Source organism: Aeromonas sp. HMWF016 (assembly GCF_963878195.1).
GTDB lineage: Bacteria > Pseudomonadota > Gammaproteobacteria > Enterobacterales > Aeromonadaceae > Aeromonas > Aeromonas lacus.
The window spans coordinates 14,221-40,029 of record NZ_CAWNWX010000101.1 but is presented as its reverse complement, the minus strand read 5'-3'; the positions used below and the strand labels follow the sequence as shown (position 1 = coordinate 40,029).

General features: G+C 60.2%; 22 protein-coding genes. 11 read left to right on the top strand and 11 right to left on the bottom strand.

The features are described 5' to 3' along the window. Positions 1-140: 140 nt before the first annotated feature. Positions 141-1,142 carry an SLAC1 anion channel family protein gene (locus tag AACS24_RS16845; protein ID WP_108571407.1) on the bottom strand — a complete coding sequence of 334 codons (1,002 nt, stop codon included), beginning with the start codon at positions 1,140-1,142 and terminating at the stop codon, positions 141-143. A 126-nt stretch (positions 1,143-1,268) separates the two neighbouring features. Here AACS24_RS16845 and AACS24_RS16840 point away from each other — a divergent pair, with 126 nt between their 5' ends. Next, positions 1,269-2,231, top strand: coding sequence for a GlxA family transcriptional regulator (locus AACS24_RS16840; RefSeq protein ID WP_108571406.1), 963 nt, complete (start codon positions 1,269-1,271; stop codon positions 2,229-2,231). Between the two features lie 132 nt (positions 2,232-2,363). After that, positions 2,364-3,209: a deoxyribonuclease IV gene (gene nfo, locus AACS24_RS16835; RefSeq protein ID WP_108571405.1), complete on the top strand. Its 846-nt coding sequence runs from the start codon at positions 2,364-2,366 to the stop codon at positions 3,207-3,209. A 96-nt stretch (positions 3,210-3,305) separates the two neighbouring features. On the opposite strand, the gene AACS24_RS16830 is transcribed toward nfo, so the two are convergent. Continuing rightward, a complete protein-coding gene (locus tag AACS24_RS16830) occupies positions 3,306-4,211 on the bottom strand; it encodes a LysR substrate-binding domain-containing protein (RefSeq protein WP_108571404.1) in 906 nt (301 codons plus the stop codon). Positions 4,212-4,313: 102 nt separating this feature from the next. Here AACS24_RS16830 and AACS24_RS16825 point away from each other — a divergent pair, with 102 nt between their 5' ends. From AACS24_RS16825 to AACS24_RS16810, 4 genes are all read left to right on the top strand, one after another. Then, complete coding sequence (locus tag AACS24_RS16825; protein ID WP_108571403.1) at positions 4,314-5,306, top strand: TDT family transporter; 993 nt, start codon at positions 4,314-4,316, stop codon at positions 5,304-5,306. Between the two features lie 263 nt (positions 5,307-5,569). Beyond that, positions 5,570-6,559, top strand: a complete 990-nt coding sequence (gene lpxM, locus AACS24_RS16820) for a lauroyl-Kdo(2)-lipid IV(A) myristoyltransferase (protein ID WP_108571402.1) — start codon at positions 5,570-5,572, stop codon at positions 6,557-6,559. A 171-nt stretch (positions 6,560-6,730) separates the two neighbouring features. Then, positions 6,731-7,726, top strand: a complete 996-nt coding sequence (locus AACS24_RS16815) for an LpxL/LpxP family acyltransferase (protein WP_181364217.1) — start codon at positions 6,731-6,733, stop codon at positions 7,724-7,726. A 183-nt stretch (positions 7,727-7,909) separates the two neighbouring features. After that, positions 7,910-8,770 (top strand): PA4780 family RIO1-like protein kinase, encoded by an 861-nt coding sequence (locus tag AACS24_RS16810; RefSeq protein ID WP_108571400.1) that lies wholly within the window; start codon positions 7,910-7,912, stop codon positions 8,768-8,770. A 61-nt stretch (positions 8,771-8,831) separates the two neighbouring features. Here AACS24_RS16810 and AACS24_RS16805 read toward each other — a convergent pair whose 3' ends face one another. Together AACS24_RS16805 and AACS24_RS16800 are read right to left on the bottom strand one after the other, a co-directional pair. Further along, entirely contained in the window at positions 8,832-9,365 is a 534-nt protein-coding gene (locus AACS24_RS16805; RefSeq protein WP_258222972.1) for a GNAT family N-acetyltransferase, read from the bottom strand. A gap of 36 nt (positions 9,366-9,401) precedes the next feature. Next, on the bottom strand, positions 9,402-9,899 hold the full coding sequence (locus AACS24_RS16800; protein WP_181364216.1) for a prolyl-tRNA synthetase associated domain-containing protein: 498 nt from the start codon (positions 9,897-9,899) through the stop codon (positions 9,402-9,404). A gap of 198 nt (positions 9,900-10,097) precedes the next feature. On the opposite strand from AACS24_RS16800, the gene AACS24_RS16795 reads away from it, so the two are divergent. Both AACS24_RS16795 and AACS24_RS16790 read left to right on the top strand, forming a co-directional pair. Continuing rightward, positions 10,098-12,536 carry a DNA polymerase II gene (locus AACS24_RS16795; protein WP_375124235.1) on the top strand — a complete coding sequence of 813 codons (2,439 nt, stop codon included), beginning with the start codon at positions 10,098-10,100 and terminating at the stop codon, positions 12,534-12,536. 87 nt (positions 12,537-12,623) lie between these two features. Beyond that, complete coding sequence (locus AACS24_RS16790; protein ID WP_033115714.1) at positions 12,624-12,875, top strand: DinI family protein; 252 nt, start codon at positions 12,624-12,626, stop codon at positions 12,873-12,875. 128 nt (positions 12,876-13,003) lie between these two features. Here the strand turns inward: AACS24_RS16790 and AACS24_RS16785 are convergent, their stop codons facing one another. From AACS24_RS16785 to dcuC, 5 genes are all read right to left on the bottom strand, one after another. Then, positions 13,004-13,864, bottom strand: a complete 861-nt coding sequence (locus tag AACS24_RS16785) for a DUF2927 domain-containing protein (RefSeq protein WP_108571398.1) — start codon at positions 13,862-13,864, stop codon at positions 13,004-13,006. Positions 13,865-13,890: 26 nt separating this feature from the next. Further along, a complete protein-coding gene (locus AACS24_RS16780; protein ID WP_108571397.1) occupies positions 13,891-14,394 on the bottom strand; it encodes a M48 family metallopeptidase in 504 nt (167 codons plus the stop codon). 126 nt (positions 14,395-14,520) lie between these two features. Further along, a complete protein-coding gene (locus AACS24_RS16775) occupies positions 14,521-16,164 on the bottom strand; it encodes a hypothetical protein (RefSeq protein WP_181364215.1) in 1,644 nt (547 codons plus the stop codon). A 174-nt stretch (positions 16,165-16,338) separates the two neighbouring features. Further along, entirely contained in the window at positions 16,339-17,985 is a 1,647-nt protein-coding gene (locus AACS24_RS16770; RefSeq protein WP_108571395.1) for a bifunctional metallophosphatase/5'-nucleotidase, read from the bottom strand. A gap of 89 nt (positions 17,986-18,074) precedes the next feature. After that, positions 18,075-19,427, bottom strand: a complete 1,353-nt coding sequence (dcuC, locus tag AACS24_RS16765) for an anaerobic C4-dicarboxylate transporter DcuC (RefSeq protein WP_033115719.1) — start codon at positions 19,425-19,427, stop codon at positions 18,075-18,077. Between the two features lie 250 nt (positions 19,428-19,677). On the opposite strand from dcuC, the gene AACS24_RS16760 reads away from it, so the two are divergent. After that, positions 19,678-20,088, top strand: coding sequence for a hypothetical protein (locus tag AACS24_RS16760; RefSeq protein WP_258222971.1), 411 nt, complete (start codon positions 19,678-19,680; stop codon positions 20,086-20,088). Positions 20,089-20,270: 182 nt separating this feature from the next. Further along, positions 20,271-20,891 carry a DUF922 domain-containing protein gene (locus AACS24_RS16755; protein WP_033115721.1) on the top strand — a complete coding sequence of 207 codons (621 nt, stop codon included), beginning with the start codon at positions 20,271-20,273 and terminating at the stop codon, positions 20,889-20,891. A gap of 82 nt (positions 20,892-20,973) precedes the next feature. On the opposite strand, the gene mnmC is transcribed toward AACS24_RS16755, so the two are convergent. Beyond that, positions 20,974-22,992, bottom strand: a complete 2,019-nt coding sequence (gene mnmC / locus AACS24_RS16750) for a bifunctional tRNA (5-methylaminomethyl-2-thiouridine)(34)-methyltransferase MnmD/FAD-dependent 5-carboxymethylaminomethyl-2-thiouridine(34) oxidoreductase MnmC (protein WP_181364214.1) — start codon at positions 22,990-22,992, stop codon at positions 20,974-20,976. 90 nt (positions 22,993-23,082) lie between these two features. Between mnmC and fabB the strand changes: the two genes are divergently transcribed. Then, a complete protein-coding gene (gene fabB / locus AACS24_RS16745; RefSeq protein WP_108571392.1) occupies positions 23,083-24,294 on the top strand; it encodes a beta-ketoacyl-ACP synthase I in 1,212 nt (403 codons plus the stop codon). Between the two features lie 315 nt (positions 24,295-24,609). On the opposite strand, the gene AACS24_RS16740 is transcribed toward fabB, so the two are convergent. Next, a partial coding sequence (locus AACS24_RS16740) for an aspartate:alanine antiporter (RefSeq protein WP_258222970.1) occupies positions 24,610-25,809 on the bottom strand: 1,200 nt, incomplete at its 5' end.

Here is a 25,809-nt window from a genome sequence, read left to right as displayed (position 1 = left end):
TGTGGCTTGTTTTGTTTGGCGACTAATGAGATCGCACAAACTGGACTGAGTTCCCTTCCTCCAGTGATCTACTATTCGGAACAGCTATTTAGCTGGGTCTAATAGCGAGTGGATAAGTAGCCGCGTTATTACACTCCGTCTCAACCTGCCAGCAGTTGTCCTTTGAGCAGGGACGACAGGGTTTTCACAGTCAGCACGGCCAGAGCCAGGCTCAAAAAGAGCAGGATAGCGATGGCGATCAGTTGCAGCGGCAACCCCTCCTGGGCGTAACCATATTTCAGCGCGGCATTGCTCAGGGCGGCCATCGGGAAGCTGATGGCCCACCAGGAGATGGCAAAACGCATCTTTGTGTGGAACACCTTGAACGAGACCACGGCGAACAGAAACAGGGTGAAGTAGTAGAGCATGCCAGCGAAGCGATCGATGGTGCCAAAATAGTTGGTATAGGCCAGGAAACCCACGGCAAACGGTGCGACCAGGATCATCATGCTCGGCGTCATGGCGGTTGCCAGCGGTGCCTGCTGGATCAGACGCTGGAAGATCATGATGATAAAGAGCAGTGCCAGCAAGCCGCCGATGGCCAGACCCGCCAGATTGAGCTCGCTTGCCCACGCCATGGGCATATGGGAACCGGTGACCGCGATATCGAGCGATGCAACGCCCGGGATCAGCCAGACCGGCAGTGCATGCTGCGGATCCTGCTCCCCCTTGAACAGACGGGAGACCAGCAGGGCGCTGAGCAGCAGGGTCAGGAGGCTGCCGGCGCTCCAGAGGATCTCGCCTGCCAGAGGAAAGTAGATGCCGACCACCGCCGAGACCAGCATCATGCTGATGGTAATGGTGCCAAAAAAGTTGCCGGTTACCGGATGGTTGAATTCGGCGCGGCAAAGCGCGGGATAGCGTACACATTTGATCCCGTAGGTCAGGATCAGCACGGCGAAGATCAGTACGGCAAACGCCCCGATCGCCTCTGCCGGCAGCAGAGAGCCGCCCACATAATGGTATGCCTGCCGCCAGGCCAGACTGAGGCCGGAGAGCCCCATGACCGAGGCGAACAGATTGACCGGCAGATTGCTCAGGGAGGATTTGGGTAAAACCTCGAGCTCGGTGGTTGATAAGGTGAGCGTGTTGGTGGTGTTCATCGTTGATTGTTCCTGTTGTTGCTGTGAGAAGCATTGTCAGACAAAATCAAAATGTCCGAAATTGCACATATACGACAATTACAGACAGTCATTCGACAGAAACAGCAACCAAGAGCAAGAGAGCCCATGCGCATCACCATAATGGCGTTTCCCCGAGTTCAGTTTCTGGATGTGATAGGTCCAGCAGATGTATTTGCCGAGGCTGCGCGTCAGCTGGGGCAACCGCGAGCCTACCGGATCGAGGTGATCAGCACGCAGGCCGGTTTGCTCAAGGCAAGCAATGGCTTGCCGTTGCACTCATCGGCCTCTTATCGGGAGCACAAGGGGCGGATCGACACCTTGTTGATTGCGGGCAGCCCCTACATCGAGGAGCTGAACCCCGACAGCGAGTTGCTTGCGTGGCTGCGGGAGCAATCCAACCGGGTCAGACGTATCGGTTCTGTCTGCAGCGGTGCTTTCTTGCTGGCGGCAGCCGGCCTGCTTGAAGGGCGCAGGGTGACGACCCACTGGCGATCCAGCGCCCGGTTGGCACGTCGCTATCCGGGTATCCTGCTGGAATCGGACAGCATCTACATCAAGGATGGCAACATCTACACCTCTGCCGGTGTGACAGCCGGGATGGATCTCGCGCTGGCGATGGTTGAGGAGGATCACGGCAAAGAGCTTGCCCTGAAAGTGGCGCGCGAGCTGGTGATGTTCTTCAAGCGGCCGGGAGGGCAGGCCCAGTTCAGCCACTATCTGGCCGCTCAGTCGTCAGAGCGGTCGATCATCAACCGCACCATCGAACATATCCAAAGCAATCTTGATAAGCCGCTCTCCGTGGCAGCGCTGGCCGGGCAGGTTGGCATGAGCGAGCGCAACTTTGCCCGGGTATTCAAAAGCGAAGTGGGGCAGACACCGGGGGAGTTCGTGGAGCTGGCCCGGCTGGATCTGGCGCGCCGCCTGCTGGAGGAGACCGAGCTGCCCCTGAAGCGGCTGGCGGGAAAGGTGGGTTACGACAGTCTGGACAGCTTTCGCCGGGCGTTTGTTCGCCGGTTCGGCACCACGCCCAGCGACTATCGCCAGCGGTTTGCCAGCACCACTGAATAACAGAGCGGATTATCGCCTCGCTATTCTGTTCATTTTCCGTGGGAGAGTGTCGGGGAGGGCGTTGCAAAGTACCACGGCGTTTTGGCATCTGTCGGGAGAGACGGCATAATGGCGCCTCACTGAGGAGACGTTATGAAATATATTGGAGCCCACGTCAGCGCATCTGGCGGGGTGGAAAACTGCATCGCCCGCGCCCAGGCCATCGGTGCCAACGCATTTGCGCTTTTTACCAAGAATCAGCGTCAGTGGCAGGCGGCTCCCTTGTCGGATGCCTCCATCCGCGCTTTCAAGGCGGCCTGCGACAAGGCCGGTTTTCTGCCGGAGCAGATCCTGCCCCACGACAGCTACCTCATCAATCTGGGTCACCCCGATCCCGATGGCCTCGCCAAATCCCGTGATGCGTTTCTCGACGAGATGAAGCGCTGCGAACAGCTGGGACTCTGTTATCTGAATTTTCACCCCGGCAGCCATCTCAAGCAGATCCCCGAGGCGGCCAGCCTCAAGCTGGTGAGTGAATCCATCAACTGGGCGCTGGAGCGCAGTGCAGGGGTAACGGCGGTGATCGAGAACACCGCCGGGCAGGGGACCAACCTCGGCTGGTCGTTCGAACACCTCGCCACCATCATCGAGGGGGTGGAGGACAAGAGCCGGGTCGGTATCTGCTTCGATACCTGCCACGCCTTTGCCGCTGGTTACGATCTGCGCACTGCCGAGAGCTGCGCCACTGTCTTTGCCGAGTTCGACCGCACGGTGGGTTTTCAGTATCTCAAGGGGATGCATATCAATGGCGCCAAGTGCACCTTCGGCAGCCGGGTCGATCGCCACCACAGCCTGCGGGAAGGGAATCTGGGGGAGGCGGTGTTCCACCACATCATGAACGATGATCGTTTCGATCGTATTCCGCTGATCCTCGAGACTATCGACGAGTCCATCTGGGGCGAGGAGATCAGCTGGTTGCGTTCGCTGCAACAGGCGTAGACCAGATTCTCAGGATAAATAGAGAGGGAGCCGCGGCTCCCTCTCTGCTTTTTCCGTCAGTGGCGTTCTGGTTTGCCAGCGCGCTCTGAGCGGGCGTTACTCTGCGCTGATCACCTCGGCATCGTTCAGCTGAGCCCGGCAGAAGTGGATAAAGTGGCGCAGGGAAGCGGAGTGGTACTTCTGCTTGTGCCAGATAAGGGAGAGCTGGCGCGGAAAACGACGGCTGAGGGGCAGGGCGATCAGACGGCCATCAGCCAGACGATCCGAGGCGGCAAGGCGGGAGATGAAAGAGATGCCGAGCCCCTTTTCAACCGCCAGCATCACGGACTCCAGAGTGTTGAGCTCAAGGCCCGCTTGCCAGTTGGGCAGGCCGGGCTGGATCTGGCGGATAAACTGTTCGCGGCTGCCGGACTGGGGTTCACGCAGCACCCAGGTCTCTCCACCCAGTCGGGAGAGGGAGAGATCGACCTGGTTGGCCAGTGGGTGATCAGGGTGTGCGATCACCAGCATCTCGTCCTGCAGCCAGGGTTCGGTGACGAGATCGGGATGGTGGTTTTCCCCCTCGATCAGCGCCATATCCAGCTCGAAGTTGGCGAGTGCGTGGCAGAGCAGATGGGTGTTGTTGATGGTCACCTTGGGGGGGAGCCCCAGCTCCTGCTTGCTGGTGGCGAGCAAGGTGGGGAGCAGGTAGTTGCCGATGGTCTGGCTGGCGCCAAGACGCAGCTGGCCGCTCGGCTCGGCATCGGCACGAAACAGGTTTTCGATATCCTGCATCCGGGTCAGCAGCTCTTCAGCAGCAGGTTGTAGCAGACGCCCCTCGTTGTTGAGCTGCAATCTGGGGTGGATGCGATCAAACAGCGGTGTGGCGAGCTGGCGCTCCAACTCCTGCAGTGACTGGGAGACGGCCCCCTTGCTCAGACAGAGTTCGTTGGCAGCCAGGCCAAGGTTGCCGTAGCGGGCGATGGTGGCGAACACCTTCAGCTGTTGCAGGGTCAGTTTCATCGTGTTTGGTAATCCTGAATGAGTGATTCAATTCATTTAGATATCGTAAACGATAAGGGGCCATTATCCTATCGCCATAGTCATCAATAGAAAGGTGTCATCATGATCGCAAGAACCCGTAAATCCCTGGCTGCCGCTCCAACCCCCATGGCGGGTCTGGCGCTGGGCATTGCCAGTCTCGGTTGGTGTTGGGAGAATGCCGGTCACTTCGATGGACGGATGCAGCTGCTGGGCGCCGCTATTGCCGCTGTGCTGCTGGTGATCCTGACCTTCAAGTTTTTGTTCCACCCGAACCTGCTGATGCAGGATCTGGCTCACCCGGTAGTCGGTAGCGTAGTGCCGACCTATGCCATGGGTACCATGGTGGTCTCCAAGGCGCTCGGCATGCTGGCTCCGCAAGCGGGTGAAGCGCTCTGGCTGTTTGCCGTGGCCGTTCACCTGTTGTTCCTGGCTACCTTTATCTGGCATCGCGCCAAAGAGTTCGAGATCCACCACATGGTGCCGAGCTGGTTCGTACCACCGGTCGGGATCATCGTGGCTGACGTCGCCTTCCCGGGTGGTCAGTTTGCACCGCTTGCCAACGCGCTGCTCTGGTTCGGGGTCATCTGCTACGGTCTGATGTTGCCGCTGATGCTCTATCGCCTCATTTTCAGCCACGAAGTACCGGATGCAGCCAAGCCGACCATCGCCATTCTGGCGGCCCCGGCAAGCCTCTCGCTGGCCGGCTACCTGACTGTCAGCCAGGATCCCTCCCTGCTGCTGGTGGCCATGCTGTTTGGTATCGCGATCCTGATGACTGGCATCATCTATTTGGCCTTCATCAAACTACTGCGTCTGCCATTCTCACCGGGTTATGCCGCCTTCACCTTCCCGCTGGTGATCGGTGCCACCGCCCTGTTCAAAGTGGCTCATCTGGTGGAAGGGTTTGAGCAGAGCGCTCACTATGTCGAGCAGATCCGCCTGCTGGCCCACTTCGAGCTGGGGGTGGCCACCGTCATCGTCGGTTATGTGGCACTGCGTTACCTGATGTTTTTTCTGCCGCAGCGTGATACCGAAATGAACCACGGCATTGCCCGCCAGGGTGCTCATCGTTAAATCTTAAAGATGTGACATCGGAAAATGGATAAGCAGTGCGCTCGGAGAGCGACGGGATAAACGACCAGTCATACGATGGATGGACAAAGAGCCACCCGCTGGTTGTGTAATAAGTAAAATGCCCCGCCATGCGGGGCATTTTTTTACCTTTACGCCACATCTGTCGTACGAATCTGCCTATCGTGCGTGATATAGCGGATTTAACTGGTATTACCTGTCAGGGCGACTACAATAGCCCACCCTTTTGATGTAAACCGTGAATCATGTCCCCCCAAGATCCCCTGTTCAACCCCGCTTTTGAAGCTCGTTTCCTTCATCCCCGTTACTGGTTCAGCTGGTTGGCACTCGGTGTGCTGATGGCGCTCGCGTTTGTTCCGGTGCGTCTGCGTGACCGGCTGGCCGAGGGGCTGGCCCCGCTGGTATTTCGCATCTCGAAAAAGCAGCTCTATATCGCCAGAACCAATCTGGAGATCTGCTTTCCAGACAAGACTCCGGCCGAGCGCGATGCTCTCGCGCTGACCTCCATCCGGGTGGGACTCAAGAGCCTGCTTGGGTTTGGCGAGTTCACCATGCGCAGCCAGCGCTATCTGATGAGCCGGATGCAGGTGAGTGGTTGGGAACATATCGAGGCGGAGCAGGCGGCCGGTCGGCCGGTGATCCTGGTGGTGCCCCACACCTGGCCGGTGGATGCCGCCGGTTACTGCTTCACTCAGCGTGGGGTGCCCATGTGCACCATGATGAAACGGGCGCGCAATCCGGTCTTTGACTGGCACCTCAACCGGGCGCGGGCCAAGAATGGTTGCCGCGTCTATGAGCGCAGCGCCGGCATCAAGGCGGTGATCAGAACCATCAAGAGCGGTCGCAGCTTCTTCTATCTGCCAGATCAGGATCACGGTCGCGAAAAGAGTATCTTCGCCCCCTTCTTTGGCCACCCGAAAGCCACCTTGCCGGCGTTGTCGCGGCTGGTGGAAGTGAGCGGTGCCAAGGCGGTGCCACTGCTTGCCTGCTATGACGAAGAGAATCACTGCTACCGGTTGGAGATCGAAGCGCCATTCGATAATTATCCCACTGCGGATGTGATGGCTGATACCTGCCGGATGAACGACACGGTGCAGCAGCAGCTGACCCGCCATCCGGGCCAGTACATGTGGTTCCTCAAGATCTTCGATACCCGCGAGGGTCAGGAGGGACTCGATGGCCTCTACGAGGCGGGGATCCAGCGCATTCGTAAGGGGCTCTCTCCTTACGCCTGATCGCGCACAGTCTGGCGGCCTCATGCTGTCTGCCGGATAAAAATGGCCCCGAGAGGGCCATTTTTTGATCCCGAGTGGGATGGCCATCACCTCTGGGAATGGGAGCCAAGGGGCACAGGGTAGAAAAAAATGTCAGGATAACTACAATAACCGTTTGTTTTTCATGACTTGATGGCTGACATGTCCCCATTAGATCCGGTATTTGACACCACATTTCATCCCCGTCTGCTCCACCCCAAATGGTGGGGTAGCTGGTGTGCACTGGGTTTGCTCTCCCTGCTTGCATTCATCCCGGCACGCGTGCGGGACGGCTTTGCCAATCTGGTGGCGCCCACTCTGCTGCGTTTCTCGAAAAAGCAGGCCTATATCGCTGATACCAACCTCAAGATCTGTTTTCCCGAGCTGGATGAGGCGGCCCGCGCAGCCCTGCTGCTCAAATCGATCCGAGTCGGCCTCAAGACCTTTATGGGCTTTGGCGAGCTGACCTGGCGCAGCCCGGCGCACCTGCTGCGTAACATCAAGGTAAGCGGCTGGGAGCATATCGAGGCGGAGCAGGCCGCAGGCCGACCGGTTATCCTGGTCGTTCCGCACACCTGGGCTGTGGACATGCTGGGCCGCTACTTCGCGCTACGGGGGATAAGCATGTGCACCATGATGAAGAGCGCCAAGGATGAGGTGTTCGACTGGTATATCAACCGCGAGCGGGCCAAGGGGGGCAAGGTGTATGAGCGCAGCGTCGGCATCAAGCCGGCGATCAAGTCCGTGCGCGGCGGGGCTAGCTTCTTCTACCTGCCGGATCAGGATCATGGTCGGGATGCGAGCGTCTTCGCCCCCTTCTTTGGCCATCCCAAAGCGACCCTGCCGGCGCTACCCAAGCTGGTGAAGCTGACCGGCGCCAAGGCGTTGCCCATCTTCGCCAGCTATGACGAGGATGCCGGCTGCTATCTGCTGGAGATTGAACCGCCGTTCGATCCTTACCCCACTGCGGATGTGATGGCGGATGTGGTCGCCATGAACCGCATGGTGGAGCAGCAGGTGATTCGCCACCCCGAGCAGTACATGTGGTTTCTCAAGATTTTCGAAACTCAGGAGCATCAGGAGGGGCCGGATGGCCTCTATGAGGCGGGGATCCAGCGGATCCGCCAGGGATTGCCCCCCGAGCCCTGAGTTGAACTGGCCCGCTTGCGGGCCATTTTTGTTGCCGTGGCACGCCCGGAGGGGAATTTTCAGTGCCGGAAGATGGACAAACAGCGGGCAGGCAGTGGATAACTGAGTGTCCGGACAGAAAAATGGGCAGGTGGACGTGCAGCAGACAATTTTGCAACGGGCAGAGAGAGTGAAAGGGCGGTCATGAAAGTTCCAAATCGAATCCAACCCCTGGTTGATGACGGCCTGGTCGACGAGGTCATCAGCCGGTTGATGAGCGGCAAAGAGGCCGATGTCTACGTGGTGCGCTGTGGCGATGAAACTCGCTGCGCCAAGGTATACAAAGAAGCGTCCAAGCGCAGCTTCAAGCAGGCGGTGGTCTATCAGGAGGGGCGCCGGGTGCGAAACAGCCGCAGCGCCCGCGCCATGGAGAAGGGCTCCAAGTACGGTCGCAAGCAGCACGAAGAGGTGTGGCAGAGCACCGAGGTGGATGCCCTGTTCAAGCTGGCGGCTGCTGGCGTGCGGGTGCCGAAGCCCAATGTCTGTCTGGATGGCGTGTTGTTGATGGAGCTGGTCACCGATGCCGATGGCAATGTGGCACCCCGCCTCAACGACGTGGCTCTCAGCCATGAGCAGGCGCTGGCGGATCACGCCAAGGTGATTGGTTATGTGGTACGCATGCTCTGCGCCGGTCTTATTCACGGCGATCTTTCCGAGTTCAACGTGCTGGTGGATGAGCATGGCCCCGTGATCATCGATCTGCCGCAGGTGGTGGATGCGGCCGCCAACAATCAGGCCAGAGCCATGCTGGAGCGCGACGTCAATAACATGCGCAACTACTACGGCATGTATGCCCCCGAGCTGCTCAAAACGAACTACGCCAGAGAGATGTGGGCGCTTTACGAGGATGGCAAGCTCACGCCCCAGAGCGAGCTGACCGGTCAGTTCGAGGAGAGCCGGGAGGCCATCGATCTCGATGCCGTGCTTGACGAGATCGCCAGTGCCGAAGAGGAGGCTTATGCCCGTCAGGCACGGATGAAGGCAGAGCAGGAAGACAACTACTGAGAGTTTGCCACTCTCGCCACCAGAGCGCCCTCGAGGCGCTCTTTTTATTGCTATGGGCTGGTTATGTTGGGGCTTGGTGTGTCGGAAGGGGCAGGGGGAATATCCGGTATATCGCCAACCAGCAGCGATCTCCCGGGTGGAAGCGCCGCTCCAGCCATACACCGCCAGCTTTCGCAATCACCCTGCGGGAGGCCTGATTATCTTCATCACAGCTGACCAGTACCGGTGCGCTCAAAATGTGTTGCTGTACCCAGCCAAGTAGCATGGTTGCAGCCCCTTCGCCACGGCGGGAGGGGCGGGTTTCGTAACCGATGTGGCCCAGCCACTGTTGGCTGGCCTCATTGTCACCGTGGCGCAGGCGCAAGGTGGCGAGGATCTCCCCGGCATCGAGGGCAAAGTAGGTGGTGGTGGTTGGATAGCCGCTTGGCAGGTTATGCCCAGCGGCATGCTCCAGCAGTGCTTGTAGCCAGCTGTCCGGATCAAATTGCGCAACCTGATAGAGCGGCAATCCAGCCTCGGCACACTCGGCAACATAGTTGCGATAGGCGGCAGCATCGCTCAGGCGGGCCGGGCGGCATTCGTAGCGGGTCGGCACTGGCTGTTCCTGTGCAGTGGGAGTTGCATCCGCCATTCAATCAGCGGCCACGACCGGCAGTGCCATGACGTTGGCCTCCCGGCCGAGGTGGGCCAGCAGGCGGCGCACATCGTCGAGGCGGATAATCAGGGTGGCGGTATTGACCAGCGGATGGCACTGCATCTGCTCCGCTTGCCAGATGGCCTCGTCCACCACCAGCTCTACCGCGTTTTCCCTGTCGCGCACCATGGCGAGCAGGGTGACCGAACCCGGGGTGAGGCCAAGCACGGCCTCCAGCCGTTCTGGCGAGCCAAAACTCAGCCGCTTGACGCCAAGGGCGGCTGCCAGCGCCTTGAGATCGACCCGGCTCTCCTCCGGCGTTACCACCAGAAACAGCCGCTCGCTTTTCGGATCGCGCAAAAATAGGTTCTTGCTCTTGGCGGCAGGCAGGTCGGGCAGCAGCCGGCTGGCCTCCTCGCAGGTGAAGACGGGGGCGTGATCGATGCGCTGATAGGGAATGGCCAGCTGATCCAGCAGAGAGTAAAGCGCCACCATGACCTCCTGATATCGGGTGAAGAGTGGGGGGATGAATGGCATCGCGAATACAGCCGCCACCGGCATTAGCTGCCACTCTGGCCGAGCTTACCAGTTTGCGGCTCCTCTCGCAGCTTGGTTAGGCCATGGCGGCTGGCGTGGCAATTGCAGCAAAGCACTGTATGAACGTACAATACTCCCATCTCCATGTTGATCCCGATGACTTGCATGACTGACCAACCGTCCATCCCACCCGTTACTCCGCCACGCGACGGCTTTATTCTGACCCGTCACGGACGGGATGTGCGCGGCCGTGGCGAGCAGCCGGAACGCACCGAGATTGTGATGTGGCTCTGGAGCGAGCAGGGACCGGTGCGGGTGGTAGTGCCGGGGCAGGAGCCGGTCTTCTTTTTGCCACAGAGCCATATGGAAGAAGCCGCCGAGCTGTTCAAGGGGGCCGGGGTGAGCGGGCGGTTTCGCCGCTTGCCGATGCACACCTTCGACGGCCGCGCCGTGGTGGGCTGCTACTTTACCACCCTGAGCGCCTTTCACCGCGCCATCGAGCTGCTGCTTATTCGCGGTCTGGAGCACTTCGAAGCGGATATCAGGCTGCCGGAGCGCTACTTGATGGAGCGTTTCATCACCGCCGGCGTGCGCTTCGAGGGGCGCACACTCAAGAAAGGGGGCAAGCACGGCTACTGGGAAGTGAACGAGGCACGTTGCGCACCGCAGGCGGTGACGCCGACCCTCTCCTGGGTGTCGCTGGACGTGGAGTGCGCCATGGACGGCGCCCTCTTCTCGGTGGGGCTCTACAGCGAAGAGGATGCGCGGGTCATCATGATCGGTACGCCGGAGGCCGATGCCGACAGCTGGGGTACCCGGGTCGAATGGGTGGCGGACGAGAGCACCCTGCTGAGTGCACTGGAGCGCTGGTTTGCACGGTACGACCCGGATCTGGTCATCGGCTGGAACGTGGTTAACTTCGATTTTCGCCTGCTGCTGCGCCGCGCCGAGCTCAACAAGCGGCGGCTGCGGTTGGGGCGCGGCCACGAGCTCTGCTTCTGGCGGTCATCCCGCAACGACCCCCAGAGCGGCAGCGTCATCATTCCCGGGCGCATGGTGCTGGACGGCATCGACACCCTCAAAAGCGCCACGTGGCAGTTCCCGAGCTACAGCCTGGATGCGGTGGCGAGCGAACTGCTCGGTCGCGGCAAGGATATCGAGGATGTGGCCAACCGGGGGGAGAAGATCACCGAGCTGTTCCACTCCGACAAGGAGGCGCTGGCCCGCTACAACCTGGAAGATTGCAGGCTGGTGTGGGAGATCTTCGACTATTGCCACCTCATCCCCTTTGCCATCGAGCGTGCCTCCCTCACCGGCCTTGAGCTGGACCGGGTCGGGGGCTCGGTGGCAGCGTTTACCAACCTCTACCTGCCGCGGCTCCATCGCGGCGGCTACGTGGCCCCCAATCTGCCGGCCGACGGTGGGCTGGCAAGTCCCGGCGGCTACGTGATGGACTCCAAACCCGGTCTCTATCGCCACGTGCTGGTGCTCGACTTCAAAAGCCTCTATCCCAGCATCATCCGTACCTTTTGCATCGACCCCATGGGGCTCATCGAGGGGTTGCAGCATCCCGACCACGCCATTCCGGGCTTTCGCGGCGCCCTCTTCTCCCGCGAACGGCACTTCCTCCCGGATCTCATCGCCACTCTGTGGGCGGCGCGAGATCGGGCCAAGGCCGCCAGCAACAAGGCGCTCTCCCAGGCCATCAAGATCATCATGAACTCCTTCTACGGGGTGCTGGGCTCGGGGGGCTGTCGCTTCTACGACCCGAGGCTTGCCTCTTCCATCACTTTGCGCGGTCACGGCATCATGCAGCAGACCCGGGAGTGGATCGAAGGGGAGGGCTTCGAGGTGATCTATGGCGACACCGACTCCACCTTCGTGCACCTTGGCAAGGAGACCAGTCCCGCACAGGCGGACGAGATTGGCCGGCGGCTGGCAAAGATGATCAACGACAACTGGGCTGCGCTGATCAAGCGCGAGTTCAACCTGCCGAGCTATCTGGAGATCCAGTACGAGACTCACTATCGCCGCTTTCTGATGCCTACCATCCGCGGGCTGGAGAAGGGGAGCAAGAAGCGCTACGCGGGGCTGGTGGCTGGCAAGGAGGCGGGGGCAGAGGAGCAACTGGTGTTCAAGGGGCTCGAATCGGTGCGCACCGACTGGACGGCCCTTGCCAAGGCGTTTCAGACCCACCTCTACGAAATGGTGTTTCACGACCAAGATCCCGGCAGCTATGTGCGCACCATGGTGGACGAAACCCGGGCCGGCCAGCACGACGAGCTGCTGGTCTATCGCAAGCGGCTGCGCCAGAAACTCGAGGAGTACCAGAAGAACGTTCCACCCCATGTGCGGGCGGCGCGTCTGGCGGATGAGGAGAACCTGCGCCGCGGTCTGCCCCAGCGCTACCAGCATCGGGGCTCCATCGCCTATCTGATGACCCTTAATGGCCCCGAACCGCTGGAGTACCGGCGCACCCCCATCGATTACGAACACTATATCGACAAGCAGCTCAAACCCATTGCCGATGCGATCCTCCCCTTTGTCGGCGAGTCGTTCGAGCGGATCTGCGGCCAGCAGCTCGATCTTTTTTAGGGGTCATTTGCCTCTTTCTCTGTCGGGTACTTTACTTTTCCAAAATACTGTATAAAAATACAGTTATTCATCATGGAGAAGTATCCTATGCGTCTGGAAATCATCATCGACAAAAAACATCAGATCCCGACCTCCACCATGGAAGCGCTGCGCCAGGAGCTGCTCAAGCAGCTGGGCGAGAAGTTCCCCGATCTCCATGTCCGCGTTGCCCCGGGCAGCAGCATGTCCCTGACCGTCAGCCGCGCCAGCAAGGAGGACAAGGAGCTTGCCGAGGCTATGGTGCAGGAGGTGTGGGAAAACGCAGATAGCTGGATGCCGGAAGAGAGTCTGGCTTCCTGAAAAGGCTTATCACTGGTGGATTTGACAGCAAAAACGCAGCCCATTGGCTGCGTTTTTGTTTTGGTGGCAGCTCGCCGGGCGAGTCTGAGCGGATGCTTGCCGAGTTGACTCTTGGTGCTGGCTGAAACTCAGAGCCCGGCCCAGCTTTTGAGGCTCTGTTGCTGAACGCGGCGGTCCGCCTCGCTGATCTCGCCTTTGGCGCGCAGATCCTTGATGGCAAGCGGCAGGGCGGCCCGAACCTCATCGCTGCTCATCCCCGCCTTGAGGGCAGGGTGGTAGGCAAGCTTGAGCAGCACATAGTCGAGGCCGGTCAGGAAACTGTCGATGCTGTTGTCATTGAAGATGGAGGGAAACACCTTGTCTGAGTCGTTGGGCAGCCCCATCACCTGAGTAAACTCCTCCACTACGCAGTCGAGAAAGCGCCCCTTGGCGCGGCTGTAATCAACCGGAATGATGATGGTGGCACTGCTGATCTCGTGCTGCTTGTTGGTCGCAAAGTGGCCGATGCAGAGCCCCTCCTTGAGCGCGGCATTGACCGAGGGCGCGTTGCCCATGGTGCGCTTGGCCCAACCCTTCATCCGCTGGTAGTCGGTCATGATGAGGGTGAGGTTGGGTTTGCTGGTCACCATGCTGATAGGGTGGCCGGTGATGCGGGCGAGGTGGGCGGCTTGTACCTTGACTACCTCCGCCTGCAGCGGCTTGTCCCCCGACTCGTTGATGAGTTGCAATCGCACCGGTTGCTGCCAGCGGGTGAAGCGCGGGTGAGCGGTTTCGTGATACTCCCGCTCCATGGCGATGGCCATAAAACTCTCGGTGAGATAGCTGTCGCTCTGCCAGCGCTCTGCCCCGTGTGAGAAGAAAGAGCAGAGCGTGAGCAGGGCCAGCAGCCAGTGTGACATGCCCCGGGGACGGGCAGCGCGGCACAAATTGGCCATGACCACATTGGCGATAACGTGCGGGGCGCTAAAGGGGATAGCGGCAAATGACATGTTTCCTCCTTGAAACCACCGTCAACCTAGCGATTGGCCTTGTCGATATCGCGCCAGGTGAGCCATAGCCTCAGATCAAACTCCAGTTGATGATAGTCGGGCTCCATATGCTGGCAGAGTTGATAGAAGCTCTTGTTGTGATCCTTCTCTTTGATATGGGCCAGCTCGTGCGCGACGATCATCTTGAGAAAGGGGGCGGGTGCCTCCTTGAACAGGGCGGCGATGCGGATCTCGTTCTTGGCCTTGAGCTTGTTGCCCTGTACCCGGCTGATGTAGGTGTGCAGGCCGAGGGCATCCTTGATGACGTTGATCTTGCCGTCAAACACCACCTTTGACAGGGGGGCCGAGCTTTTGAGGTAGCGGTTTTTCAGCTCCATGGTGTAGGCGAGTAGAGCCTTGTCACTCTGGATCTGATGGCTATCTGGATAGCGCTTGGCCAGCATGTCGCCAAGTTTACCGGCCGCGATCAACTGTTGCACCTGCGCCTTGAGCGGTTCGGGATAGCCCCCGAGATAGGTCAGTTCCGCCATGTCTGTCACCCGTTACATCCCAAAGTGGGCCATTGTAGTCATCGCGGGCCTGCTTGCCTACCGGTGAGGAGTGAGGGGATGGAAAAAGGGCGGCCAAATGGCCGCCCTTTTTCGTTTCTGCGCTGGTTATCGACGACGATAGAGACCCGGATCCACCTCTTCATAGTGGCTGGTCAGGTATTGATAGAAGGCGAGATGGGAGGGCGAGCTCGGCTTTTTCAGCTCCTCGCTCACCCGCTCCGGCTTGGCGATGATGAACTTGGGGTTCTGGCGCTGGATGTCCGCCAGCACGCGAGCCCGCACGTCATAGGGCGGGTTGACGTTTGCAAAGAAGAGATAAGCGGAGGCCGGTTGACGATCGGTCCAGAGATAATATTGCGGCTGGATACCATCGACCCAGATCTTGTCGCTCGGGCTGGTTTCGGCCTTGATGCGATCGACCCGCACCTGCGCGGCCGGGTTGAAGGGGCGCCCCTTGATCGTTCCTTCCCAAGCGTTGTTGATCATTAGTAGCAGCATGGCCAGGGTGGCGAGCCAGGGGGTAGCGCTGCGCACATCCCAAGCGCGCCACAGGGGCACCAGAATGAGTACCGGCAGGGCCCACAGCAAACTGGTGCCGAGCACCTCGTTAACCCGCTCGAGGGACCACTCCTTGGTGCTCCAGCCGAAGACCAGCTGCTGGGCAAGCAGCCAGCTGGCGGTCAGCACCACCAGCGAGATGCAGAGCAGGCCGAGGGCATCGGCCTTCTGCTCGCTGCGATCCAGCAGTACCGCCAGCGGCAGCAGAGCCAGCTGCAGATAGAGCACATCGTAGTGATCGAACACATGGCCGGAGACCGAGTTGGCGATCAGGGTAAACAGCACGCCAAACAGGGTGACCAGCAGGGCGGGCAGATACCACTCCTGACGACGGCTCAGCATCAGCAGGATGAAGGGGGGCAGCAGCATCACCAGACCGGTGCGCAGCAGGCCGACGGCCCCCACCATGGGGGAGAAGCCGTTGCCGTAGCTCCCCTCGAAGAAGATGTCGAAGGCGTAATATTTGAACGCGGCCAGCAGGTCGTGCTGCTGGAAGTAGCCGTAGAGGGGGCCGCCAATCAGCGCCAGACCGAGCAGGCTGGAGACAAGCAGCAGGATGGCGTCACGCCACTTCTCGTGCAGGCACCAGTGGCAGAACAGCACCAGATACCAGGCACCCCAGAAGGCGCCGTTGTTGGTACGCATCCAGGCGACGATGGCAAAGGTGAGGGCCGCCACCAGCGCCGGCCACCAGCGAAATCCCTTGTCCAGCAACAGGGTAATGAAGGCCCACTGGGCTATGAGGGCGAGGTGGAAGGTCCAGTCCTCGGTCATGTTGCCGTAGTAGTAACGGGTACCGTAGAGGGCCAGCAGTGCCAGCATGGCGCCAAGGCGCGCCCTGACCGAGAGGCCAAGCTGGGAGAAAGCCTGCCAGCTGGCCATCAGCCCGAGCCAGCAGAGCACCCACTCCAGCGCCCAGATCCCGACAAATCCACCCAGACCATACCCCAGCGCATCGAGGGCGAAGATCATCGGCCCCTTGATATCGATCATGTCGCGATAGAGCACCCCCCCTTCACTCCACATTTTGCCCATGACGGCAAAGAGCGAGGCGTCAAACCCCGGTGCCATGGCATGAACGAGCGGGTTGCGCAGGCAGAAGAGCAGCGCCAGCAACGCGGTCAGCAAGATGGCTGTGGGCTTGATGGCCGGATTGACGCGGGGGGGAGTGAAACGGATGGAATGATTCATGAAGTAGCCTGTTCCTGCAGCTGGTCTTGAAAGCGGGCCTATCTTGCCGAGCCCGCGCGGATGATGCAATGGTACAGGCCCATCCGGGGCAAATATTGTCGAAAAAGAGCGGTTTCAGAGACGAAAAATGCCTATCTGCCCGATATGGATGCAGACAGGCACATCGAGGGGCCTTTACGGCAGGTACTCGACTCGCGGTGGCATGGCCCGCAGCTCCGGCTGATGGCGGGCCCAGCGGATAAAGGCATCGGCTAGCGTGATGCCAAGCTCCTGATTGTGCTGGGTCAGGGTACGAGTCAGCGCGGTGTAGCCCTCCTTGCCGGAGGCGGTATAGGCGCTCGAGACCCCGCGATAAACCTGGTCGGACTCCACCGGTTGCCAGCTGTCAGGTGCCGGTTCCCACTCCAGACGGGTAATACGCTGACCTTTGGGCCGATCGGCCTGGTAGGTGAAGCGCACCCCGGCGGTGTAGGGGAAGCTGCCGTTGCCATTGCCGACCACGCCATTATTGGTGGCATTGTCGATGGCATTCTCCAGCGCTTCCGCCAACTCGTGGCCGTGTACCCGATAGAGGGTGAGGGGAATGGCAAAGGGGAGCAGGCGACCGGCGATATCGGCCTCGCTCAAGGGGCCCGGCTCCAGCGAGCAGCGCACGCCACCAGCGTTGTGCAGGGCAAAATCGACCTCGCCCACCTGTTCCCGGGCCGCCATCAGCATGGCATGGGCCACCAGCGGTGCGACATGGCTGCCGTGAGGCAGGTTGGCATCGGGCAGGCGCTGATGGGGGAGCGGGGTATCGAGTCTGGTGACGATGCGCTGGGTCATGATCTCGATCTCCGGCCGGTAGCGTTTGGCCAGATGCTGCTCCAGCCTAGCATCCGGCTCGCAGAAGGTGAGTCCGGCTGGCGGCGTGGAGCCGAACGGCCAGGGTTGCCAGGGGAGCCACTCCAGCTGGCCGAGGCTATCTACCACGCGGCCAGCGCCATCGAAGGTGAGCTCGCAGACGCCAAGGCAGAGAGCACTGTGGCCCGCGTGCATGATGGCTACGCCATTGTGCATCAGGGGATAATCCCCTTCGCTTGGCAGGCCCAGCAGCGCAAGATCCCCCAGCAGGCTGTGGGTATGACCGCCAACAATGAGACTGATCTCGGGGAAGCGTTCGGCCAGCAGCTTGTCCTGATCCAGCCCGAGGTGGCTCAGCAGCACGATATGGTGGATTCCTTCGCCCTTGATCTCGCGAATGACCCGGGTCAGGGTTTCGTTCACCCCGTGGAAGCGGGTGTGGGGATCCGGATTGGCGATGGCCGCCATCTGGGCAAGCGTGATCCCGAGCAGGGCAAAGGGGACGCCATCGATGACCCGGCGATGCCAGGGCTGATGGGCGTCGTAGAGGTGGGGAATATCCCACAGGCGAAGAGGCGTATCGGCCGGCTCCTGACTGTTGTCCAGATTGGCCGCGAGCACCGGAAAATCGAGCTGGCGCAGAAACTCCACCAGCTGGCCATTACCCAGATCGAATTCGTGGTTGCCGATCACCATGGCATCGGGGGCCAGCATGGCGAGCAGGTCGGCGTTGGCCCGCCCCTTGAACCGGTTGAAATAGAGGGAGCCCTGAAAGGAGTCGCCGCCGTGCAGAAAAAGGCAGCCGCGACCTGCTGCTGCCGCTTGCGCGCGCAGTTGGGTCAGGCGGGTCAGGATCCGGGCATAACCGCCACACTGGGTGCGCCACTGGGACTCTCCGGCGGGGGTGAAGCTTATCGGCGCACCATCGAAATGGGAGTGGCAGTCACTGAAGTGGGCAAGTTGAACCGTAATACTCATCTCGGTCCTCCTTTGGGGAAAAAGAGCACAGAGTCTACTGCAAAGAGGGGGAGAGATACCAGCCCGGCGCAGACCGGGCTGGTCAGCGATCAGGCAGGAACCATGATCTGGGTAGCGACGATCACCACCAGCAGGCCGACGGCCACCGGCAGCGAAGTGCGTTTGACCACTTCGAATGGCGAGAGTTTGCCCATCCCCGCACAGGCGACCACGACACCGGAGACCGGTGAAATGGTGCGGCCCAGGTTGGAGGCTTGCAGCATGGGGATCACCAGATAGGCCGGGTTGATGCCAAGGCTGGTGGCCAGATTGGGGATCAGCTCCACGAAGGCGTAGAAGGGAGCGTTGCCCGAGCCGGTGGTGAAGGCGGCTAGGGTGGTGATCACCACCAGTGACAGCATCATGATCATGCCGCCCGAGCCCAGATCCTGGGCGTGGGCCAGCAGGGTGTCGATAAAGCCGATAGTCATCAGACCCTGAGCGAAGACACCGGCACCGACCAGCAGCATCACCACCCCGGCAAAGGCGTCGGCCATGTTGCGCCAGCAGACCTGCAGGCCATCCAGCAGCTCCTTGCCGTTGCGCAGGCGTACCAGCTCCAGCAGGCTGGCCAGCACCATGCACATAACGATGATGGTGACGATATCGAGCTGCGGGCCCCATTTGCCGTCAAACACCAGCACCCCGATGATGGGGGTGAAGGGGAGAATGGCGTAGAAGCCGGGCGCCGTGGTGATGAGGTCGCTCGGCGCTACCGGCTCGTTGTGCTCGCCGGACTTTTGGTCAAGGTAGCGCTGCCAGAAGAAGTGGGTCACCGCCATACAGGCGATGGCGACCAGCGAGATGGGCAGGGTCAGCTTGAAGGCAAAGTCCAGCAGCGGCATGTTGGCAGCCTGGGCTGCCATCACCACGTCACCCGAGGTCGGAGCCAGAATGATGGCGGCTGGCGAGGCGCACACGGCGGCTGCGGCACCGCGGGAGATCCCCATGTTGACCATCAGCGGAAACAAGGTCGCCATCAGCAGCACGCCCAGACCGGTGGCGGAGCTGACCGCCAGCGACATGGCACAGGCCACCAGATAGGCGGCAACCAGCAGGATATAGGGGGATTTGATGATGCCGAGCGGTTTGCTGGCCAGCTTGACCAGAATGGTGTTGGCACCGATGTGGCTCATGTAGCCGGCGAAGCCGCACAGCACCATGATCAGCATCCCCAGTCCACCGCCACGATCGTTGAGCAGGAAGCGGACATATTCGAAGATATCGGTGGCGATATAACCGGTGCTTGTTACCTTGCTCGGCAGCACCGGCTTGCCCATCAGGGCAGTGACGACCAGCAGCAGCAAGCCGCCGCTCAGCAACACGCCTGTCGCTGAGTATCCTTTGAAGATGGCGCGCCCGACCACCAGAGTGACCAGGGTGCCGATGATGAGTTCCAGCATCTATTCCATTCCATTAAACAAGAGGGGTTCGGAGTCTATTCCTATAGAGGTAATTTGGCGATATGAAACTCGATGCAGTGTGAACCTAATCAATGTTTGGCCAGTTTTGCAGAATTAAAGAAGGGTAAAGGTGCTTTACCCTGAATTTTTGACGCAATAGCCTTGCCGCCTTCAGGTTTTCTTTTGAGGCTTTTGTATGGTTTTTCGTCGTTTGTCAGGTGTTAAACGCTGGATATGGCTCCTTTGCTGGATGTTGCTGCCGCTGCCGGCCGTTGCCATGAAGAACGATGGATTTCATCAGACCGGCCCCCATCAGGCGGTCGCCATGCGGCGATTGATGGCTGCCCACTCCTACGGTGTGGTGGTGGTGGCCAGAGGGCAGGTTCCCCGTTATGCCGCGCTGGCATCGCGCATGAGTGAGGGGGAGTGCATGAATCGCAATGGCATCCGGGTGGACGGTGTGGCGGTGCTGGTGATCCCCCGGTTCTATCCCGGGGAGGGAAAACGGGGGCTTTGCGAGCTGTGGCTGAAAGAGGGGGCAGATCAGGACTTTTTTGCCAACCGTATTAAAAATGATCAGTTCATTCAGATAGATGGTCACGACATTAATGTGAAAAACTATCACCTCAACTGGCTGCGCATCAGTCGCTCTGCCCAATAAAAATACAGATTTGGCCTTGTGCCATACTCTGCTCACGGAACCTGTGAGCGGGCTCTGATTTCTGGCCCATCATTGTGTTGCGCCATATCTTTGGCACACATAGGCTATAGACGTTATCTGTGTGGCGGCGCGTTTCCCCAAGGTCGGTACTTCGCCCGTGCAATCAAGGAAGGTAGTCTGGCATGGTCAGCAAGTTCTATGGAGTAGTAGTGGGGGTTGCGGCGCTGCTGCTGCCCCTGGCGAGTCAGGCGCAGCCAATCAGGCCGCAAGTGGTCCCCGAGTCCCGTATCAATGTTCGTTTTTATGAGGTAAGTGCTGCCCAGCCAGATCAACTGGCCCGGGCCATCGCCCAGAGTGCCCCCAAGGTGAACGGCAAACCCGTGCTCGGCAAGGCGAGTTATCAGCTCGATTGGCAACTGGAGACCGATCAGCTGCAGGGGCTCTGCCAGCTGAGCAGAGTCACCGTCACCACCCGTGCGACGGTTGAATTGCCCCGCTGGCGCCAGAGTGAAAGTAGTGGTGAAGGGAAGAACAACGCGGCCGATCCGGCGCGCCAGCGCTGGGCTCGCTTGCTGGCCAGCATGTTCGACTACGAGTCCCGCTTCAAGGAGATGGTTCAGCAAGGTGCCAATCAGGTTGGCGGCGCCATTGCTGATTTGCCTGCTCACAGCGACTGTCAGGCACTGCGTTATGCAGCCTGGGCTGCGGGGCAGGGAGAGTTGGTGAAGATCCGCAGCCGTATCGCCGATTTTCAGCGACAAACCCGTTATGGCGAGCAACTTGGAGTCCACTGGCCCAAGTAGTCCAGCTAATCAAGATATGCATATTAGGCATATAAATAAAGGCCGCCCCTGTGGGCGGCCTTGTCATTTCGGGGCGTTGGCTTTATGCCAGCGCTTTGCCCTTGAGCAGCTTGCGTACCCAGTAGCGGGCCGGGTGGAGCGCTTCCAGCAGATCGGCCGCCAGCGGCAGCGGATCGCCAGAGATCTCGCTGGCAAGCAGCTCGCCACAAAGTGGCGCCGAGCAGAGACCCCGTGAGCCCAGCGCCCCCAGCACATAGAGGCCGGGGTGGCACGGCAGGGGGGCGGCATTCTGCTGATCGGTGTGCAGCCCGGCGTAGTGATCCGCCAGGCTTGCCAATCTGGCGACTGGCCCCACCACCGGCAGGTGATCCCGACTGGCGCAGCGCACGCCCACCCGAGCCTCATTGCCGCTGACATCCACCTCGGCTGGCCACTGCTGATCCGGCAGGCAGGCTTGCAACCGCCCCTGATTCTGGGCCTGCTCGTCGGCTCGAAATTCGAGGGTGGTCTGGTTGCGGCCATAGCTGGCCCCGATGCAGTGGTGATCGTTGTGGGCTGGAGTGAGGTAGCCATCGTAGCAGAGCACGGTATTGAGCCGGCTCAGGCTGGTCGAGGCCGGCACATGGCTTACCTGACCGCGCACCGGATAGAGCGGCAGCTCGGCAAAGGGGATGAGCGCAGGCAGTTTGTGCCCGGCGGCAACCACCAGATTGGGGGCTTGCCAGCGGCGCCCGTCACGACTCTCGACCTGCCAGCCATCGGCCTGTTCCGCAATGGTGACCACTTCGGTATTGAACACCAACTCCAGCAGCCCGCTGGCCTGCGCCTCCTTGAGAGCAGCGCGGGTGAGATCCGCCGGGCAGAGCCAGCCTCCCAGCGGATAGCTGACGCCGCTGTGGCCGCAGGGCAGGCCGACGACCTGTTCTACTTCCGCGGTCGAGACGGGTTGCATCAGCTCGGACGGGAAGGGGCCCTGACTCATTTTCGCCAGCTTGGCTGCCGATTTGTCGTCATAACCGAGTTGGGTCACCCCGCACAGTGCAAAGGCGACGGGATGGCGCTCGGCCAGTGCCAGCAGGCGGTGGCGGGCATAGCCAAAGGCAAGTGAATAGAATTGCGACAGCGCATCGTGCTCGCCGTTAAGCAGTGGATAGAGGGCTCCCTGCCGGTTGCCTGAGGCGCCGTTGGCTGGCTCGTCATCTTCACACAACAGGGTCACCTTGCGGCCACGCTCTACCAGAGAGAGCGCCGTCATGGCCGAGGCGATGCCGCCGCCAATGATCAGCACCTCGCCAGCGCGTCCGACAGGACGGGCATACCAGGGGGCGATGGTGTGCTGCGGCTGCTTGTCGGTGCGATCCCCCGCCAGCATTTCACGCTTGCTACCGTGTCCTTTCACCTTCTTCATGGCAAAGCCTGCAGCAATCAGGCCGCGGCGCACGAAGCCGGCACAGGTGAAGGTGGCGATGGTGGCGGCAGGACGGGCGAGGCGAGCCAGACCGTCAAACAACGCTTGCGTCCACATCTCGGGGTTTTTGGCGGGGGAAAAGCCATCCAGATACCAGGCATCCACCAATCCCTCTGCGTGGTGGGGCAGTTGCGGCATCATATCCTTGATATCGCCCAACCAGAGATCGAGCCGGATCCGGCCACCGGCAAAGATAAGGCGATGGCAGCCGGACACCGGAATGGGCCACTGCTCGATGAGTCCCTGACTTAAGGAAGAGAGCTCGGGCCAGGCGGCCAGCGCTTTGCGCAGATCACCCTGGGTCAGGGGGTATTTTTCGAAACTGATGAAATGAAGGCGGGAGCCGTTGCCGGTTTGGGGCGCCTGTTCCAGAAAGGCAGCCATTGTCGCCAGAAAGTTAAGACCTGTGCCGAAACCTGTCTCACCTATCACGAAAATGTCACGATCATGATGCAAAAATCGCGCTGGCAGCCGGTTTTGCTGCAAAAAGACATAGCGCGTTTCAGCTAGACCGTTATCATTGGAAAAGTACACATCCCCGAACTCACTGGAGACTGGAGTTCCCGCCTCGTTCCAGTCCAATCGGGCATGATGTAAGGATGTTTGACTCACGTTTTCCTCGGCTCGCGTCACAAAAACGCGGGCATTCTACGTGAAAGCAGACCAGTTTGGCAGCCGAAAGCGGGTAAACTTGGCGCCAGTTTTTCCAGACGAGATGAATTAATGAGAAGAGCAGTGATCACCGGTATCGGCGTCATCTCCAGTATCGGCAACAACAAGGAAGAAGTGCTGGCCTCCCTGAAAGCAGGTAAATCCGGCATCACCTATTCCGAGCAGTTCGAGCAGCACAACCTGCGCAGCCGTGTCTGGGGTAATATCAAACTCGAGCCGTCTGAACTGATCGACCGTAAAGTCATGCGTTTCATGGGTGACGCTGCGGCCTACGCCTACCTCTCCATGCAGCAGGCCATTGAAGATGCCGGTCTGGCGCAGGAGCAGGTCTCCAACGAGCGTACCGGCCTGGTGGTCGGCTCAGGTGGTGCTTCCGGCAAGAACACCTCGGAGTCTGTGGACATCGCCCGTGAGAAAGGGGTCAAGCGTGTAGGCCCTTACATGGTGCCGCGCACCATGTCTTCCACCACCTCTGCCTGTCTGGCCACCCCGTTCCAGATCAAAGGGGTCAACTACTCCATCAGCTCCGCCTGCGCAACCTCTGCTCACTGCATCGGTCACGCGCTGGAGCTGATCCAGCTTGGCAAACAGGATGTGGTCTTTGCCGGTGGCGGTGAAGAGCTGGACTGGTCCTCTACCATCCAGTTTGACGCCATGGGCGCCCTTTCCACCAAGTACAACGATACGCCGGAAAAAGCGTCCCGTACCTATGATGCGAACCGCGACGGTTTCGTTATCTCCGGTGGCGGCGGCATTCTGGTGGTTGAGGAGCTGGAACATGCTCTGGCCCGTGGTGCTCACATCTATGCCGAGCTGACCGGTTACGGTGCCACCTCCGATGGCTATGACATGGTTGCCCCGAGCGGTGAAGGCGCGGTGCGTTGCATGAAGATGGCAATGCAGGGTGTCGGCAAGGTTGATTACATCAATACCCACGGTACCTCCACTCCGGTGGGTGATACCAAAGAGCTGGAAGCTATCCAGACTCTGTTTGGCTCCAACGGTCCCAAGATCTCCGCCACCAAGGCGATGACTGGCCATGCGCTGGGCGCTGCGGGTGTGCATGAGGCTGTCTACTCCCTGCTGATGATGGAACACGGCTTTATCGCCCCCAGCATCAACATCGAGACTCTGGACGAGAAAGCTGAAGGTCTGCCCATCGTGCGCGAGTACGAAGCGGCCGAGCTCAACACCGTCATGTCCAACAGCTTCGGCTTTGGCGGTACCAACGCCTCCCTGGTGTTCAGCAAGTTCAAAGCCTGATCATCCGGTTGATATGAAAAAAGCGCCTCAGGGCGCTTTTTTTGTTTCCGTGATCTGCCATCACTCATTGCAGAGCAGAGCAGAGCAGAGCAGAGCAGAGCAGAGCAGAGCAGAGCAGAGCAGAGCAGAGCAGAGCAGAGCAGAGCAGAGCAGAGCAGAGCATCAACCATTGTGGGTAGGGGGCAGACAGCGCAGATGGTTGGTGTCAGGTGAGATCACACCAATGAGCCTGCTCCGCGTCTTGGGAGAAAATCAGATAGCAAGAAGGGAGCCTGAGGCTCCCTTCTTTGTTTGCGGTAACTTGATGGCTGCTGGTTAGAACCAGAAGCCGATGATAAAGGAGCCTGCCAGCGTCAGCATCACGTTGGCCACCGCATAGGTACCTGCGTAGCCAAGTGCCGGAATGGAGCTGTTGGCGGCTTCGTTGACCACATCCATGGCGGGGGCGCAGGTACGGGCACCTGTGATGGCGCCGAGCAGCAGGGCCGGGTTCATCTTCAGTACCCAGACTCCGAACAGGTAACCGACCAGCACCGGCAGAGTAGTGACCAGCATGCCGGAGAAGAGCACCACGGCACCCACTTCGCTCAGGTGATCGAGGATGCCGCCACCGGCTTTCAGACCGGTGCTCACCATAAAGACCGCCAGACCGAGATCCTTGGCCAGTCGCAGGGCGCCTGGGGGCACGTAGCCGACCGTCGGGTGGTTGGCCCGCAGATAACCCATCAGAATGCCTGCCAGCAGCAGACCGACCGCGTTGCCGAGGCCAAATTCAATCTGGCCGAACACCAGCGAGACGGAGCCGATCAGCAGCCCCAGCACGAAGAAGGTGGTGAAGGCCACCAGATCTGTAGTCTGGCTGTGGATACTGATAAAGCCGATCTTGTTGGCCAGCAGTTTGACCCGCTGTTTCTCGCCGCTGATCTGCAGCACGTCACCTTTTTGCAGCATGATGTTGCGATCGAACGGCATCTCGATTTGGGAGCGCACTACCCGGTTGAGGAAGCACCCCTTCTCGGTCAGGTTGAGCTCCACCAGATGGCGGCCCACCACGGAGTCGTTCTTTACCACGATCTCTTCGGTGACGATCTGCAGGTCGAGCAGGTTGCGATCAAACACCTCTTTACCGTTGCGGTAGTTGACGTCCAGCTTCTCGTGGCTCTCGGGATAGCCCACCAGAGCGATCTCGTCCCCTTCCTGAATGACGGCATCGCCATCGGGACTGGCGAGAATGCCGTTGCGGCGGATCCGCTCCACATAGCAGCCGGTGTGGGGGTAGATGCCAGTCTCGCGCAGGGTGCGGCCACCAATCCAGGCTGCCAGTTCGGGGCCAACCCGATAGGCACGGATGATGGGCAGGTAGGTCTTGCGACTGTCGCTGTCGGAGAGACCCCGCTCACGGGCAATTTTTTGCGCTTCGGTGTTGAGGTCAAGCCGTGCCAGCGAAGGGAGGTAGCGCACTACCAGCATCAGGCCAACCAGACCCACCAGATAAGTCAGGGCGTAGCCGATACC

What these genes read in the sequence shown, in the direction of transcription:
- nfo (WP_108571405.1), top strand. Translation starts at nt 2,364, where the DNA reads ATGAAATATATTGGAGCCCACGTCAGCGCATCTGGCGGGGTGGAAAAC.
- lpxM (WP_108571402.1), top strand. Translation starts at nt 5,570, where the DNA reads ATGTCCCCCCAAGATCCCCTGTTCAACCCCGCTTTTGAAGCTCGTTTC.
- AACS24_RS16755 (WP_033115721.1), top strand. Translation starts at nt 20,271, where the DNA reads ATGGTCAGCAAGTTCTATGGAGTAGTAGTGGGGGTTGCGGCGCTGCTG.
- AACS24_RS16795 (WP_375124235.1), top strand. Translation starts at nt 10,098, where the DNA reads ATGACTTGCATGACTGACCAACCGTCCATCCCACCCGTTACTCCGCCA.
- AACS24_RS16830 (WP_108571404.1), bottom strand. Translation starts at nt 4,211, where the DNA reads ATGAAACTGACCCTGCAACAGCTGAAGGTGTTCGCCACCATCGCCCGC.
- AACS24_RS16770 (WP_108571395.1), bottom strand. Translation starts at nt 17,985, where the DNA reads ATGAGTATTACGGTTCAACTTGCCCACTTCAGTGACTGCCACTCCCAT.
- AACS24_RS16760 (WP_258222971.1), top strand. Translation starts at nt 19,678, where the DNA reads ATGTTGCTGCCGCTGCCGGCCGTTGCCATGAAGAACGATGGATTTCAT.
- dcuC (WP_033115719.1), bottom strand. Translation starts at nt 19,427, where the DNA reads ATGCTGGAACTCATCATCGGCACCCTGGTCACTCTGGTGGTCGGGCGC.
- AACS24_RS16790 (WP_033115714.1), top strand. Translation starts at nt 12,624, where the DNA reads ATGCGTCTGGAAATCATCATCGACAAAAAACATCAGATCCCGACCTCC.
- AACS24_RS16825 (WP_108571403.1), top strand. Translation starts at nt 4,314, where the DNA reads ATGATCGCAAGAACCCGTAAATCCCTGGCTGCCGCTCCAACCCCCATG.
- AACS24_RS16840 (WP_108571406.1), top strand. Translation starts at nt 1,269, where the DNA reads ATGCGCATCACCATAATGGCGTTTCCCCGAGTTCAGTTTCTGGATGTG.
- AACS24_RS16780 (WP_108571397.1), bottom strand. Translation starts at nt 14,394, where the DNA reads ATGGCGGAACTGACCTATCTCGGGGGCTATCCCGAACCGCTCAAGGCG.
- AACS24_RS16810 (WP_108571400.1), top strand. Translation starts at nt 7,910, where the DNA reads ATGAAAGTTCCAAATCGAATCCAACCCCTGGTTGATGACGGCCTGGTC.
- AACS24_RS16775 (WP_181364215.1), bottom strand. Translation starts at nt 16,164, where the DNA reads ATGAATCATTCCATCCGTTTCACTCCCCCCCGCGTCAATCCGGCCATC.
- AACS24_RS16800 (WP_181364216.1), bottom strand. Translation starts at nt 9,899, where the DNA reads ATGGTGGCGCTTTACTCTCTGCTGGATCAGCTGGCCATTCCCTATCAG.
- AACS24_RS16845 (WP_108571407.1), bottom strand. Translation starts at nt 1,142, where the DNA reads ATGAACACCACCAACACGCTCACCTTATCAACCACCGAGCTCGAGGTT.
- fabB (WP_108571392.1), top strand. Translation starts at nt 23,083, where the DNA reads ATGAGAAGAGCAGTGATCACCGGTATCGGCGTCATCTCCAGTATCGGC.
- AACS24_RS16815 (WP_181364217.1), top strand. Translation starts at nt 6,731, where the DNA reads ATGGCTGACATGTCCCCATTAGATCCGGTATTTGACACCACATTTCAT.
- AACS24_RS16785 (WP_108571398.1), bottom strand. Translation starts at nt 13,864, where the DNA reads ATGTCATTTGCCGCTATCCCCTTTAGCGCCCCGCACGTTATCGCCAAT.